The following is a 13,117-nucleotide window of genomic DNA, read 5'->3' as shown; positions in this document are numbered from 1 at the left end:
ACAAACCCGCTGAAACCCCAGCGCTAGTTGCTCACGACTCGCCGCCATGTGGCAGCCCCGCCTCGGCTGTGGCCCTGTCGAGGATCCGCCCGATTTCGGCGACGATCGCCCTAGCTTCCTCGGGATGGCTCACGAGCGCGGCCCGGGCCTCAAGGTGACGTAGCCGCGACGCCTGCTCCGGGTGCCGTTCGATCGCTACGTGAAGGGCCCACTGGCGCAGGAAACGCCGCATCGGCGCCGAGCTGACCTCGTCCCGCGCCCGGGCCACGGCGGCGGCGCGCTCGGCGTCGAACGTTGCCACGGCGTCCGGCGCGATGCGGGCCAGTGTGGCCCGCAGCTCCTCGGCGGTGGCGGCCGGCTGGGGTACAGCCGAGCCGGAGGGGTGGTCGGCTGCGGTACTCATGCCGCGTCCTTGTCTTGTTCGGCGTTCGCGCGGCGGTGCGTGGCGGCCAGGGTCGAGACGTGCTGACGGGACCATCCGACGCGGGCGGTACCGCGGCGGGTCCGCCGCGCTCGTAGCGGGCGGCGATGCCGCCTGCCGCCTGTCCGAGTGCGGTACGCGCCTGTTCTAGCGCTGCGGCGCACTCATCGACGGTCCGGGCGAGGAGGTCCGGTTCCTGTGCTTCCCCGGGCTGCAGAGTGCCCCGGGTGACGCGAGGAGAGATGGGGACCGGAGCCTGCCCCAGTCACACAGCAAACGCACCTGCGCGTGACGAATAGGCCGGAGCCCACCGCCGGGCCGGGAAGATAGACACCAAGCTGCCCGGCCCGGCGACAGCGCGGTCACCACCGGAGTGACGGAGGCATTGGAGTCGGACGCCGGGCCGATCGTCACCGCCTGAGTCCGACAGCAACCGAGCATGATCCAGAACTGAGGTGTCCTCCGCCCGTCTTGCCGCTCGCGTGGCCTGGCCAGGTGACCGAAATTCGCTCTTTCCCACGGAACGATGATTGGCTTTCGAAGCGCGCACCGCCTCCCGCCCCCTGGGGGGTGCTCTGACCGCCAGACAGGACCCAATCCTGCGTCGTGGATGAGGTGACAGGCGCAGCCGACCATCACCCCGTCCTCTACTCGGAGTAGAGTCGTGGGTATGGCGGACGAAACGAGCATCAAGGTGAGCGCGGCGACGCGTGACCGCCTGGCTGTCCTCGCGGCCGAGCAGGGCACCACGATCCGCGGCCTGGTCGAGGAGCTCGCTGCGGGTCGGCCGACCGAGTCCGAGTTCGCGGAGCGTGCCGCGCTGGCCCGTGCCGAGCTCGTCTCGGCCCTGGGCACCGCGCCCAGCGCGGAGGCCGAGGCTAATGCCCGCGGCCTCCTGAAGCGCCTCGGCGCGAGCCAGGACCCGGCGGCCGCGTAATGGGCTCCATCGCGGTCGTCCTGGATCACACGACCGCCACCGCCCTCCACGATCCCAAGGACCCGTACAACGAGGCTGTTGCCGCCTTCTACGTACAGGCCTCTGGCGGCCTTGGCGCCCTCTACGCCCCGGTCCTCTCCCTTACCGCCGGCGACCGCGAGCGGCCCGGCCTGCTCGCCTACGTCCACGGGCTCCGCTTCATCCAGATCGAGCCCTTCGGCACCGAGGCTGCGTTCGCCGCCACCGACCTGCTCCGCGCGGGGCACCCCTGGGCGACCGTCCACGCGATCCACGCGGCCCGCCCCTCTCCGGCCTTCCCGTCCGGCCGCTTCCTACTGACCCTGAACCCGGAAGGGTACGAGGTCACCGGCGTCCACGCCGTCCATCCCGGCCATTAGCCCGCCCGCCCCCACCCGGGCCGTTGCCATGCCCGGAGGGCAGATCGAGTCCGTCACGCCTCGTACGCGATCAGGCACCCGTCAGGCGCTCCAATGTCTGCCCGGGCTCCAGCCAGTCGTGCCACAGAGGATCGCTGATGCGCTCCAGCCGGCGGGAGACGGTGTTGGGATGGACGTGCAGGGTCTCCGCAGCATGCGTCGGCCCGCACCCCGGTGGCGAAGTGCGCCTCCAGGGTGCGGGCCAGGTAGGTGCGCTGCTGGGCGTCGTAGTCCACTACGGAGGCGATGGTGCTGTTGATGAAGTCGCCGATATTGGGGCTGTCGGAGAGCAGGAGACCCAGGAAGGCCAGCGTGTCAGCATCTGGCAGAGGCCGGCGACGGTGGCGGCGAGGTGGGTGCTGGCGGAGCCTGGCGCGTACGGGTTCCCGTTCTACTTGTCCTCGGGCAGCATCCAGGCCACGAAAGTGACCAGCGCGCTGCGGGTACACGTCCCGAGTGTTGTCGGGACGATCTCGGCAGCGACCACGTCGGCCAGATCTTCGCCCTCGGCCACCCGATGGGCGGCATCGACACCGTGCGGGGCCCGGACCACCGCGGTAAGCCGAAGCGCGGTAGGTGTCACAAAGGCCCGGAGTGTTGTCGCCAGACTCCCTCCAGTTTGTGATCATCCTGGCCCGACGAGAGCGTGAATCGAATCATCCGCTTAATTTCCTCAAAGATGCAAGCTGAATGGGTTGACGGTTCTCCAATACGGTCGTAGCGTGCGGCACCGCGAGTAATCTCAGCCACCCACTTAGGTAACCGCCAGAATTCTCTCAGGGAGCAACATGAAGATGGGCTTCGCATACGCTGTGGCAGTCGCCTTGGCGGCTTCCGCGCTGAACGTCTCTGTCCTCGCTGGTCCAGCAGCCGCAGGGACATGCTCGACGCCAGGGTGTGGAGGCGAAGTCTCCAACAACACCAACTACTACGTCTCCATCTCGAATTGCTGGGCTGACTCCTATGGCACCTGGGAGAATGGTGACAATCTTCCCTGTCACGGGAACCCGGTCAGGGTGGCGAACGTGGCGAATGCGCGAATCTGGCTGTCGCCTGGAGACTGGTCCAGCGAGAGCCAGTACTCTGCGTTCTACGACACGGATGCTGTGAAATTCCCGGCCGGCTGCCTCACGTACTACCACTGGTGGGGCCAGGGGAAAGAGGCAGAATGGGAAGATCGGCGCGGCAAGGACAGTATATGGAGAAAGATTTCCAGCGCCGACCATATCTATATTGACAGAATCTCGTGCTGACCTGGAGCCGTCAAAAGGTGGAGCCCAGGAGCGCCTCCACAAGTAGCGACCGTGGAGGTGCTCTGTACTGCAGTAGTCCTGGGCATGGCGCACGGCGAGGCCGGACAGGCGCCCAACAACACCCGGTTGTCGGCAGAGCAAGCCGCCGCCGTGGCCACTGTGGACGCCGCCTGGCCTGAGGCCTTGGCCGCGCTGCTGCCGACTACCGGCGGGCGGAGATCTGGAAGGAGATCCTGGCCGCGCTGGACGGCGGCCGGACCGCCGAGCAACTGGCGGAGCGGGTGCGGCGCCGGAGGCGGGATCACGGCTGCGCCGTGGACGCCCTGCGGGCGGCAAGTGCATCGGCTCGGCGGTCGGTGTCGCGGTTGGGCTGGTGAGTGTGCCCACGGACTGCCCAGACCCAATGTGCGAGGACTGGGCCCGGATTCCTTTCGGGCCCCGGGATGTCTGCCCGAAGTGCGAGGAGCGCCGCGCGCCGGGCCGACCGGCGCCAGGGCCTTGCCCCCGGGACCGCGGGGCAGGGCTGGCCCGGCCCCGGTTGTGGTGGGACTGCGCAGACACCCACGGCGACGGTAAGCCCTGTACCGCGACCGGCAAGGCGCTCGGTCTGTTCCCCTCCGGCCCGCCCCCATTTGTCGGGCCGTTTCCAGCTCCCCAGCGGGGTGTCGGAACGCCGTTATGGCAGCATGCGAGGTCCCGCATGAACGCACCGTAGTACGCCGGGTGGTACTCCGCGCACGTGGGCGCGGTCCGCGGCCTCGCAGGCGACATGGGGCTCGCGGGCCGTGCCTTTCATGGTCGCGGGAACCGCGGCTGCGTGGTACCCAAGCCGACCACCTGGCCGAAATCGAGCAGTCGGGTGCTCCCGAGCGGCGCGAGGACACGATCGTAGAAGGCGACCGATGCCGCCGAGTCCGCTACCTGGAGCGAGATGTGATCGAGCATGAACCGATCGTGACACGCACGCTCCTCCGAACCGATGCGCCGCAGCCCCCAGCCGGTCCTCCTCGCTGCTTTGTCCCCCTTTCAAAGGCCGGCCCGGGGCCCCGCAACCCCGACGGGATTCGCCGGATGTCAGGAGGCTTGGGTGTCCGGTCAGTCGGCTGGATGGTGGTGATGTCGGGCCCACAGGGGCACCCGGAACCTGATGTTTGAGAACCGGACGTCGCTGCGGTGATCAGCTACAGAGCGGATGCTCTCGTCCATGGCCACTTCTGTCGCGGCAGCAGCGCGGGGACGATGGCGAGGAGGACGATCCGGTCTGGGGCATGCGCGCGGCCCAGGTGACGGATGGAGCTTGATGCGCCCGTCAGACGACCAAACGGTGCACGGAGTGAGGGACGAGGGGAGGCCCCGCGGTCGCGGCGCCGAGAGTGACGGCAACGACGTAAGGGTCCTGCCCATGTCGCCCAGATCAGCGAAGGGGGGTTGGAAGAGCCGATGAGGAGGACACCGAACAGGATCTGTACCCCTGTCTTGTCCGCCTGCAGCTCCGGGAGCGGGTTCTCTGACATGCGATGCGCCACCCTGCCCGGTGAAAGCCGCGTCTACCTGCTAAGCGATCTTGACCACTCCTATCCCTAGGCGGGCAGCGACGCCCACCAGCGCTACGAGAACAGGGAGAGCCGCACGCCGCATGGGCCTGGACTGATCCCAGGGCTGTAGCCCCCTGCGCAGCGCTGGGTCTCGCAGGCCTGCGTTACCACCACCGTCTTCGGCCCGGAGCTGCGAACCTGACACGATCGTGATCGGATCGATTCTCATGGACCTTGGTCACAAGAGGAGCCCCGCTGCACCCCGAACGGCCGAAGAGCGCCGGCTGGCCCGACTGGCCGTCGCCACGTATGCCACCGGCCCTGCCGACTTGGTCCATTTGCTGGACATGCTCGGCCTTCATCCTGAATCTGACGACTGCCTAAGAACGGCGGAAGTGGCCTTGTGGGGCATTGATTACAAGTGACGATCGTCGCCCGGATGGACAGGTCCCGACGGCCTTTGCCAAGGGTCACCACGCTGACGGGTCGGCGCAATCGGATCAAGTACCCGTCGTGTTCGGCCCCTGACGCGGCACAGAGAGGTGCTAACGTGGATTTCATGAAGCGCGCTGCAAGCATGACGACGACGCCGGACAGTGTCCCGGCGCGCTGAGTGATGACTTAGACGAAGCCCCGGGGCGAGTGCCCCGGGGCTTCGTCGTTGCCCGATGGCTACTCGCCCGAATCACGCGAGGAGACCATCGTGCACGACCACCGCAAGCTCGGCCGTGAGCTGAACCTGTTCGACACCGACCCGCTGATCGGCTCGGGCCTTCCCTACTGGCTTCCCGACGGCGCGGCCGTACGGCATGCCCTGGAAGAGTATGTGCGCGACCTGGAGCGTCGGGCGGGCTACCAGCACGTGTACTCGCCGGTCCTGGGCAAGCGGGAGCTGTACGAGATCTCTGGGCACTGGTCGCACTACAGCGAGGACATGTTCCCCCCGATGGACCTCGGCTCCGAGCAGGTCGTCCTGCGGCCGAGCCTGTGTCCGCACCACGCGGTGATCTATCGCTCCCGCTCGCACAGCTACCGCGAACTTCCTCTGCGCATGGCTGAACTGGGCGGCATGTACCGCTCGGAGCGCTCCGGCGTCCTCGGCGGACTGACCCGGGTAAGGGCCATCCAGCTCAACGACGCCCACATCTTCTGCACCCTCGACCAGGTCGCCCAGGAGGCGCAGAGCGCCCTGGATATGATCCGTCAGGCCTACCAGGCACTCGGTATCACCCCCTCCCACTACCGGCTGTCCTTGCCTGGACCCGGCGGAAAGTATGTCTCCGCGCCCGAGCTGTGGAAGCAGTCCACCGCGCTGCTGACCGAGGTACTAGACCACTCCGGGCTGGCCTACGAGGCAGCCGAGGACGAGGCGGCGTTCTACGGCCCGAAGATCGATGTCCAGGTCACCGATCCGGCCGGCCGGGAATCCACCCTGTCCACCGTCCAGATCGACTTCCACCAGCCGAACCAGTTCGACCTTCACTACATCGGCGCCGACGGCGCGAAACACCGTCCCGTCATGATCCACCGCAGCATCATCGGTAGCGTCGAGCGTGCTGTCGCCCACCTCATCGAACAGCATGGCGGGGCTTTCCCCGCCTGGCTCGCTCCCACCCAGCTGGTGATCCTGCCGATCTCCGACACCGAAATGCCGAACGCCCAAGCGCTCGCCCGGCGGTGCACCGGCCTAGGCCTGCGCACCAAGGTCTCCGGTCCGGACGAGGGAACTCTGGGCGCCCGAATCCGGGAAGCCCGCCTCGTGCCCTACCAGGCCGTGATCGGCGCCAAGGAAGCCGCCGACGACCACCTGGCAGTGCGCCTGCGCACCGGGCAGCGCCTCGAACCGCTGCCCGCTGGCGATGTCCTTGACCACATCAGGACCCTCGTCGAGGAGAACAGCACCGACCTGTGGCACGGTGTCGCCTCGTAGCCGACACCACGGTTGGCGCATCGCCGCTGCCCGGTACCCTTGCCTGCGGCGTCGAGGTTGCTGCAGGGGCGGCTGTCCCTTCATCTTCCGAAAGCTCGCGTGTCTCGTTTATGGCCGTGTGGTGCCGGCCCGACCGCGGCAGGGTCAGTCGGCCCGGCCGAGGCCGGCGGGGTCAGGTCCTGCTCGCACAACGGGGTGAAGTCGACATCGAGCTTCTGGTTTCGTCTCCTACCCGTCGGGCTGGATGCCGAGCTTGTGGGCGTGTGCTGGCTCGGGATCCAGACCTCGATGTCGTAGGTGCGGTGAGCGGAGAAGCCCGTGTGTCACCAGCGGCCAGCTTGACATCTCTACGCAACCCATCCGGCCTATCTCCACGCAATGCTGTGTGCCGGGGGAGTGTCTGGCCTGGCCAGTCCTGCCTGGGGGTACCAGGGGCTTCCTTGATGGGGCCGTGTGAGCGTTCACGTTTTCGCGAACGTCCACAGGCCAGCTTGTGGACGATCGCGCTATTCGTGAACGCTCACACGGCTATGCGGTGATCTGCTCATACGGCCCCGGGGTCGAGGCAGGTGTCTAGACCCCCCGGATCACCGGGAGCACACAGATCCAGTCGCTGCCCTGACCATCTCTCACGGACCAAGGGGTGATCCGGAGCGCGGGGCGCTGCACGTCGATCCTCCAGCCTAGCCCCCGGCGAGGCGGCTTCGGCTTGCAGAAGGCGTAGCCGATGGCACCGGGTGCGGGCAGCTTGCGTACGAATGTGTACGCTCCTGGACCGGGCGCCAAGAGGTGCCGCATGGTGGTTCCATGGTCAGGAGAACTCGGCGCCACGCGCTCATGGCGTTCGAGGGTTTCGACAGGGGGAGTGAGCGGCGCTGCGATGGAATAGGCCGCCGCTTCTTGTGTCATCTTGCCTGCCCGTGGTCTCGCGGATGAGGCATGCCTCATCCTGGGAAAACATTACGCAAGCCGCCATCGCCAAGGGGGCACCCGAAGCCGCCCCTAGGGCCTGTATTGAGTCGTGATCGGTTTGTCGGATCTGCCTTCGCCGTGAGGGCGGATCCGGTAGTCCGGTATGCATGACGCGTGTGCAACTGACGGACGACGAGTGGGGGTTCGTCGAGCCGTATCTGCCGGTCGGTGAGTACGGTCCGTATCCAGAGCGGCTGCGGCAGCAGTTCGAGGGTGTGATCTGGAAGTTCCGCTCGGGAGCGCAGTGGCGGGAGATGCCGGAGCGGTTCGGCGCCTGGTCTACCGTGCATAACCGGTTCAGGCAGTGGCGGGACGCCGGAGTTTTCGAGGCGCTGCTGGAGGGAGCGGTAGCCGAGGCGGCAGGGCGGGGCAGGGTGGACATGTCGCTGGTCAGCGTGGACTCCACGACGGTCCGCGCCCATCACGACGCGGCCGGAATGCGCCTGGAGGAGGATGTTCTGGACGCTCTGGAAAAGGCCGCCGTCGAGGCGGAAGCGGCTCGCCAAAAGGGGGCGGCGAGGCGGAACAAGACGGACACGGCGACGCCCGTGATCCCGGCCGGGCCGAACGGCGGCGCGTCCGGCGGCGGCGCAAGTTCCGCTTGAAAGCTGCTTTGCTCGGGCGCTCACGAGGCGGACAGACCAGCAAGATCCATCTGGCTGCCGACCGCAGGTGTCGGCCCCTGGCCGTGATCCTGACCGCAGGGCAGGCCGCGGACAGCCCGCAGTTCATCCCCGTGCTCAAGAAGGTGCGGGTCCGCGCGCCTGTTGTTCGTCCCCGCACCCGGCCCGGCGCTGTCGCCGGGGACAGGCCTACTCGTCTCGCGGCAACCGCGCCTACCTGCGCAAACGCCGTATCAAGGCAGTCGTCCCGGAGAAGAGGGACCAGGCATCCAACCGGAAGAACAAGGGTCGCAGGGGTGGCCGGCCGGTCACCCACGACGCCGACCTCTACAAGGAGCGGAACACCGTCGAGCGCCTGATCAACAAGCTGAAGGCCTGGCGAGGCATCGCCACGCGATACGACGAAACGCCCGAGAGCTACCTCGCCGGCCTCCACCTGCGCGCCTCAATGATCTGGATCAAGGACCTCACCCGGACCGGCACTTGATCACGACCAAATACACGCCCTAGTACCACGTTCGCAGTAGGCCCGCCCCCCGCCCCGAACAGGGATGCTGGCGCGCCGCAGGCCCCTTACAGCGGCTGCGGCGGGCGGCGCAGCCAGCTGCCGGCCGCTATCGAGCCGCTCGGCCACGGTGAGAAACCGAACGGAAGCAGCAGCTCGGATTGGGCGCTCGCGAGCGTCGTGGCGTACGTGGGCAGCCGCTCGGCGTCGGCCCATCGCAGGGCGGGTGACAGCAGGGCCTCAAGGGCGGCATCGTCGGCGGTGGGAGCGGCTCCCACGGCGGCCAGGCGCACATGATCCTCGCGCGGTGCCCGGTCTCCCTGCCCGCTGGAACGGGACGGGGTGGGGGGCTCAAGTCCGTGCAGTCCCAGGAGCGCCTTCTGTTCGTGCTTGTCGAAGACGATGCCGGGCGGAATCCACACGGCGGCCGCCGCGAGCGCGCCGAGGCCGGATTCAGCCACCCACACATGTCCGGCCTCCAGGCCGAAATGAGCGATCGTCAGCCGGAGTTGAGGTTGGGACTTCGCTATGAACGCGGCCTGCTGGGGCGTCATCCGGCGGTCGTCGGACAGCATCCGGACGATCGCGTTCACGTCCTGGAGCGTTGCGCGGCGTACCGAGACCCGACGTGCATGGGTCAGTGTCATGACTTATGCCCTTTCCTTGTGGATGCGATCAAAGCTATGGCACGTGGCTCAGGATTTCGTCACCCGGCAGAATGACGGGGAATTTCATCCCGTGACATGACAATCGGCTGTGAATGGCGGGCGCCCCAGGCCGCGGAGTGAGGGCGATCTACTGCCGACGTGGTAGACGGGCGGCTGCCGCTTGTATGTCTGAGGGTGACGACCGCAGGGTGCGGGGCGGGGCAGGGTTGGAGGCCGTTGGGGACGCCGGATCACATCGATGACGGTCTCACGAGAGATCCATCCGAGGCGCCTTCCCCGACGTCATCACGTTCAACGGCTCTTCGGAGGTTTGATGTCCACCCTTGCCCGTTGGTGCCACAGGCACCGGCTCGTGACCGTCTTGCTGTGGGTGGGGCTGCTCGTCGGCCTAGGGGCGGCATCCACGGCTGCCGGCACGAGCTACAGCGACAGCATGTCGCTGCCCGATACCGAGTCGAGCAAGGCGATGGGCCTGCTCCAGAAGAGCATGCCGGCCTCTTCGGGAGACACCGAGACGCTGGTGTGGCAGGTCGCCGACGGCTCGGTCCTTGACCGTACGGTCAAGGACCACATGAACAGCACGCTCCAGGAGATCTCCGGCGCCCCGGGCGTCGCCTCGGTGATCAGCCCCTACAGCCAGCAGGGCGCCGCGCAGATCAGCCAGGACGCCACCATCGCCTACGCGCAGGTGAATCTCGACGCGGACGCCGATACGGCGGATGTCGCCGAGGTCCAGCATGTGGTGGACCTGGCCGAGTCAGCCCGTACCGACGGGCTGGACGTTCAGATCGGCGGCGGGGCCGTCAAGAACACCACCGAATCCACCAGTGCGACGAGCGAACTGATTGGTGTCGCCGCCGCGCTGCTGGTGATGGGACTCGTCTTCCGTTCTGCATGGGCCGCCGCGCTGCCGATCCTCACCGGGGTTGCGGGCGTGGCCACCGGAGTCATGGCCACCGGTCTGGCCAGCCACGCCATGAGTATCGCCTCCATCGCGCCGACCCTGGCCATGCTGGTGGGCCTGGGTGTGGGCATCGACTACGCGCTGTTCATAGTCAACCGGCACCGCAAGGGACTGATGTCCGGCCTGAGTGTGGGCGACTCCGTCACCCGGGCCCTTGACACCTCCGGCCGCGCCGTGGTCTTCGCAGGCCTCACCGTGATGATCGCGCTGCTGGGCATGTTCGCGCTGGGCATCGGCTTCCTCAACGGCATGGCCATCGCGGCCGCCATGACCGTGGCCCTGACGGTCCTGGCCGCCATCACGCTGCTGCCGGCCCTGCTCGGCATGCTGAAGCTCAGGGTGCTCAGCCGGGCCCAGCGCAGGCAGCTGGCCGAGCACGGTCCAGTCGCCCTGGAGCCCGCCGGGATGTGGGGACGGTGGGCGGCCAAACTCCAGGCCAGGCCCACCGGAAAGGCCGTGCTCGCCCTCCTCGTCATGGTCGCCGTCTCACTGCCGCTGTTCTCGCTGCGCCTGGGGTCCACCGACGCCGGCAACGACCCGAAGGAAACAACGACGCGGCAGGCCTACGACACCATGGCCAAGGGCTTCGGGCCAGGTTCGAACGGCCCGCTCGTTCTGGTAGCCGAGGCGCCTGCTGCAAGGGACCGTGCGGCGCTGACCGTGCTGGTCGAGGACCTGCGGGCGGTGGACGGCGTGGCCTCGGTGTCCGCCATGCCGATGAGGCCCGGTGACACGGTCGCAACGGTCCGCGTGGTGCCCACCACCTCACCACAGTCGGTCGAGACCTCCGACCTGATCACACATCTGCGCGACGACGTGATCCCCGAAGCGGAGCAGGGTACTGACCTGCAGGTCCGCGTCGGAGGGGCGACCGCGATGGCCGCCGACTTCGCCGATGTACTGATCTCCAAGCTGCCGGTCTTCCTCGCCGTCATCATCGCCCTGGGCGGGCTGCTGATGATGATCGCCTTCCGTAGCGTCCTCGTCCCGCTGATCGGCATCGGAATGAACCTGCTGACCATGGGCGTGGCGTTCGGCGCGATCGTCGCCGTATTCCAGTGGGGCTGGGGGGTGGAAGCCCTGGGCCTGGGGGCCGCCGGACCGGTGGAGGCCGCGGCACCCATCATGATCATCGCGATTCTGTTCGGGCTCTCCATGGACTACCAGGTCTTCCTGATCAGCCGCATGCACGAGGAATGGGCACACACCCGCGACAACCGGCGTGCCGTGCGCGTCGGCCAGGCCGAAACCGGCCGCGTCCTGGCCGCCGCAGCCGTGATCATGGCCTGCGTCTTCGGCTCCTTCCTCTTCAGCGGCACCAGGATGATCGCCGAATTCGGCCTCGGGCTGGCGCTGGCCGTACTACTGGACGTCCTCATCCTGCGGATGGTCCTCGTCCCAGCCCTGATGTACCGCTTCGGCCGAGCCAACTGGTGGCTGCCCCGGTGGCTGGACAAGGTCCTCCCGCACCTGTCCGTAGAGGGCGCACCCGACCGCAGTCCCGGGCCCATCTTCTTGCCGGACGAGACCGAGCAGTACGCGGACGCCCGACGCTGACCGTCGCGCGCACAGCCGTCGGGCAGGGCCGGTGCACTCGCCGGCCCTGTCCCGACAGGCCTCGCCCCCAGTGCCTACGTAGGGTGATGGAGTGCAGATGATCGACCCTGCCCGCCGCTGGCTGCGGGACCGGCCCGCCCTGCGGGACTTCGCCGTGGCACTGGCCTGCTTCGTCCTGGCCGGCCCGGTGACGGCGCTCGCCTCCGGCGAGTGGCAGGACGTGCTCGGCCAGCGCCTCGCGCTGCTCGCCCTGTCCTGCGCGCCGCTGACCGTCCTGCGCCGCTGGCCGCTCCCGGTCGTGGCGGCGACCACGGCCGCGGACGCCATCCGGATCGCGCTGGTCCCGCTCAGCGGACCCACACTCGCCACGGCGTTCGCCCTGTACGTCTTCGCGCTGCGCACCGATCGGCGCACCGCATGGTGTACCGGGGCGCTTGCCGCCTCCGTCATCACTGCCGCGAGTCTGGTCTTCGCTCCGAGCGGGGGACCTCATCCCGAGCTGCTCGGCCACATCGCCTTCATTCTGCTGGCCGTCGCTCTGGGTGACGCCACCCGCAGCCGCCGCGAGCTGATCGCCTCCGCCACGCGTCGGGCCGACCGCGCGGAGCGCACCCGCGAGGAGGAGGCGCGGCGCCAGGTCACCGAGGAGCGTGTACGGATCGCCCGGGAACTGCACGACGTGGTGGCCCACCACATCACCCTGGTCAACGCGCAGGCCGGCGTCGCTCACCACCTGATGCGCACCAACCCCGAGCACGCGTACCAGGCTCTGGAACGCATCCGCGATACCAGCCGTACCGCTCTGGACGAGCTGCGTGCCACTGTGGGGCTCCTGCGGGTCGGCGACGACCCGGACGAACTTCCCCGGGTACCCGCCCCGTCACTGGGCGACTTGGAAACGCTCCTCGACTCGTTCCGGCACACCGGTCTACCCGTTGAACTCTCAGGAGCCGCAATCTCGCCCGACCTTGCGCCCATGACCGAGGTGACGGCGTACCGGATCATCCAGGAGGCATTGACCAACACCCACAAGCACGCCGGGCCGGCCACCGCGCAGGTGGTCCTTGACATCCGAGCTGACACTCTCCGGGTCACGATCACCGACGACGGCCACGGCGTGCGCGGCCCTCAGGCGCCGCCCGGTACCGGGACGCTCCCGCGAGCGGGCCACGGAATGATCGGGATGCGTGAGCGGGCCAAGGCGGTCGGCGGCACCCTGACCGTCGGTCCGCACCCGGCTGGAGGCTTCCGTGTCGTCGCTGAACTGCCGCTGCACTACGCCCGAAAAGGTCTCTCATGAGGGCCATGGAGCCGC

The 13,117-nt window shown here is 68.1% G+C and carries 11 protein-coding genes and 1 pseudogene; 7 read left to right on the top strand and 5 right to left on the bottom strand.

All coding sequences use genetic code 11. The features are described 5' to 3' along the window. Positions 1-31: 31 nt before the first annotated feature. The gene (locus tag MTF69_RS25335) at positions 32-403 is read right to left on the bottom strand and encodes a hypothetical protein (protein WP_243338043.1); all 372 of its coding nucleotides are present in this window, start codon (positions 401-403) and stop codon (positions 32-34) included. 688 nt (positions 404-1,091) lie between these two features. Here MTF69_RS25335 and MTF69_RS25330 point away from each other — a divergent pair. Together MTF69_RS25330 and MTF69_RS25325 are read left to right on the top strand one after the other, a co-directional pair. Beyond that, on the top strand, positions 1,092-1,358 hold the full coding sequence (locus MTF69_RS25330; protein ID WP_243338041.1) for a hypothetical protein: 267 nt from the start codon (positions 1,092-1,094) through the stop codon (positions 1,356-1,358). Then, complete coding sequence (locus MTF69_RS25325; RefSeq protein ID WP_243338039.1) at positions 1,358-1,756, top strand: hypothetical protein; 399 nt, start codon at positions 1,358-1,360, stop codon at positions 1,754-1,756. The genes MTF69_RS25330 and MTF69_RS25325 overlap by 1 nt, the downstream gene beginning before the upstream one ends. A gap of 70 nt (positions 1,757-1,826) precedes the next feature. On the opposite strand, the gene MTF69_RS25320 is transcribed toward MTF69_RS25325, so the two are convergent. Together MTF69_RS25320 and MTF69_RS25315 are read right to left on the bottom strand one after the other, a co-directional pair. Further along, a complete protein-coding gene (locus tag MTF69_RS25320) occupies positions 1,827-1,937 on the bottom strand; it encodes a helix-turn-helix domain-containing protein (protein WP_243338214.1) in 111 nt (36 codons plus the stop codon). Between the two features lie 249 nt (positions 1,938-2,186). Next, positions 2,187-2,378 (bottom strand): hypothetical protein, encoded by a 192-nt coding sequence (locus MTF69_RS25315; protein ID WP_243338037.1) that lies wholly within the window; start codon positions 2,376-2,378, stop codon positions 2,187-2,189. A 205-nt stretch (positions 2,379-2,583) separates the two neighbouring features. Between MTF69_RS25315 and MTF69_RS25310 the strand changes: the two genes are divergently transcribed. Further along, positions 2,584-3,048, top strand: a complete 465-nt coding sequence (locus MTF69_RS25310) for a hypothetical protein (protein WP_243338035.1) — start codon at positions 2,584-2,586, stop codon at positions 3,046-3,048. A 792-nt stretch (positions 3,049-3,840) separates the two neighbouring features. On the opposite strand, the gene MTF69_RS25305 is transcribed toward MTF69_RS25310, so the two are convergent. Beyond that, positions 3,841-3,993 (bottom strand): hypothetical protein, encoded by a 153-nt coding sequence (locus MTF69_RS25305; protein ID WP_243338034.1) that lies wholly within the window; start codon positions 3,991-3,993, stop codon positions 3,841-3,843. Between the two features lie 1,293 nt (positions 3,994-5,286). On the opposite strand from MTF69_RS25305, the gene thrS reads away from it, so the two are divergent. Together thrS and MTF69_RS25295 are read left to right on the top strand one after the other, a co-directional pair. Then, complete coding sequence (gene thrS / locus MTF69_RS25300) at positions 5,287-6,513, top strand: threonine--tRNA ligase (RefSeq protein WP_243338031.1); 1,227 nt, start codon at positions 5,287-5,289, stop codon at positions 6,511-6,513. 1,079 nt (positions 6,514-7,592) lie between these two features. Continuing rightward, a pseudogene (locus MTF69_RS25295) lies at positions 7,593-8,595 on the top strand (IS5 family transposase). An 86-nt stretch (positions 8,596-8,681) separates the two neighbouring features. On the opposite strand, the gene MTF69_RS25290 reads toward MTF69_RS25295, so the two are convergent. Further along, positions 8,682-9,260 (bottom strand): hypothetical protein, encoded by a 579-nt coding sequence (locus tag MTF69_RS25290; protein ID WP_243338030.1) that lies wholly within the window; start codon positions 9,258-9,260, stop codon positions 8,682-8,684. 373 nt (positions 9,261-9,633) lie between these two features. On the opposite strand from MTF69_RS25290, the gene MTF69_RS25285 reads away from it, so the two are divergent. Together MTF69_RS25285 and MTF69_RS25280 are read left to right on the top strand one after the other, a co-directional pair. Then, positions 9,634-11,802 (top strand): MMPL family transporter, encoded by a 2,169-nt coding sequence (locus MTF69_RS25285; RefSeq protein ID WP_243338029.1) that lies wholly within the window; start codon positions 9,634-9,636, stop codon positions 11,800-11,802. Between the two features lie 97 nt (positions 11,803-11,899). Next, complete coding sequence (locus tag MTF69_RS25280) at positions 11,900-13,102, top strand: sensor histidine kinase (protein ID WP_243338026.1); 1,203 nt, start codon at positions 11,900-11,902, stop codon at positions 13,100-13,102. Positions 13,103-13,117 lie beyond the last annotated feature (15 nt).

Origin of the sequence: Streptomyces sp. AP-93 (assembly GCF_022808175.1) — a bacterium.
In the GTDB taxonomy this organism is placed as follows: Bacteria; Actinomycetota; Actinomycetes; order Streptomycetales; family Streptomycetaceae; genus Streptomyces.
Note: the sequence above shows the minus strand (reverse complement) of the source record. Positions and strands in the feature narration are given on the sequence as shown.

Coding starts and splice junctions, on each gene's coding strand:
- MTF69_RS25305 (WP_243338034.1), bottom strand. CDS start 3,993: ATGCTCGATCACATCTCGCTCCAGGTAGCGGACTCGGCGGCATCGGTC.
- MTF69_RS25330 (WP_243338041.1), top strand. CDS start 1,092: ATGGCGGACGAAACGAGCATCAAGGTGAGCGCGGCGACGCGTGACCGC.
- MTF69_RS25290 (WP_243338030.1), bottom strand. CDS start 9,260: ATGACACTGACCCATGCACGTCGGGTCTCGGTACGCCGCGCAACGCTC.
- MTF69_RS25325 (WP_243338039.1), top strand. CDS start 1,358: ATGGGCTCCATCGCGGTCGTCCTGGATCACACGACCGCCACCGCCCTC.
- MTF69_RS25310 (WP_243338035.1), top strand. CDS start 2,584: ATGAAGATGGGCTTCGCATACGCTGTGGCAGTCGCCTTGGCGGCTTCC.
- MTF69_RS25280 (WP_243338026.1), top strand. CDS start 11,900: ATGATCGACCCTGCCCGCCGCTGGCTGCGGGACCGGCCCGCCCTGCGG.
- MTF69_RS25335 (WP_243338043.1), bottom strand. CDS start 403: ATGAGTACCGCAGCCGACCACCCCTCCGGCTCGGCTGTACCCCAGCCG.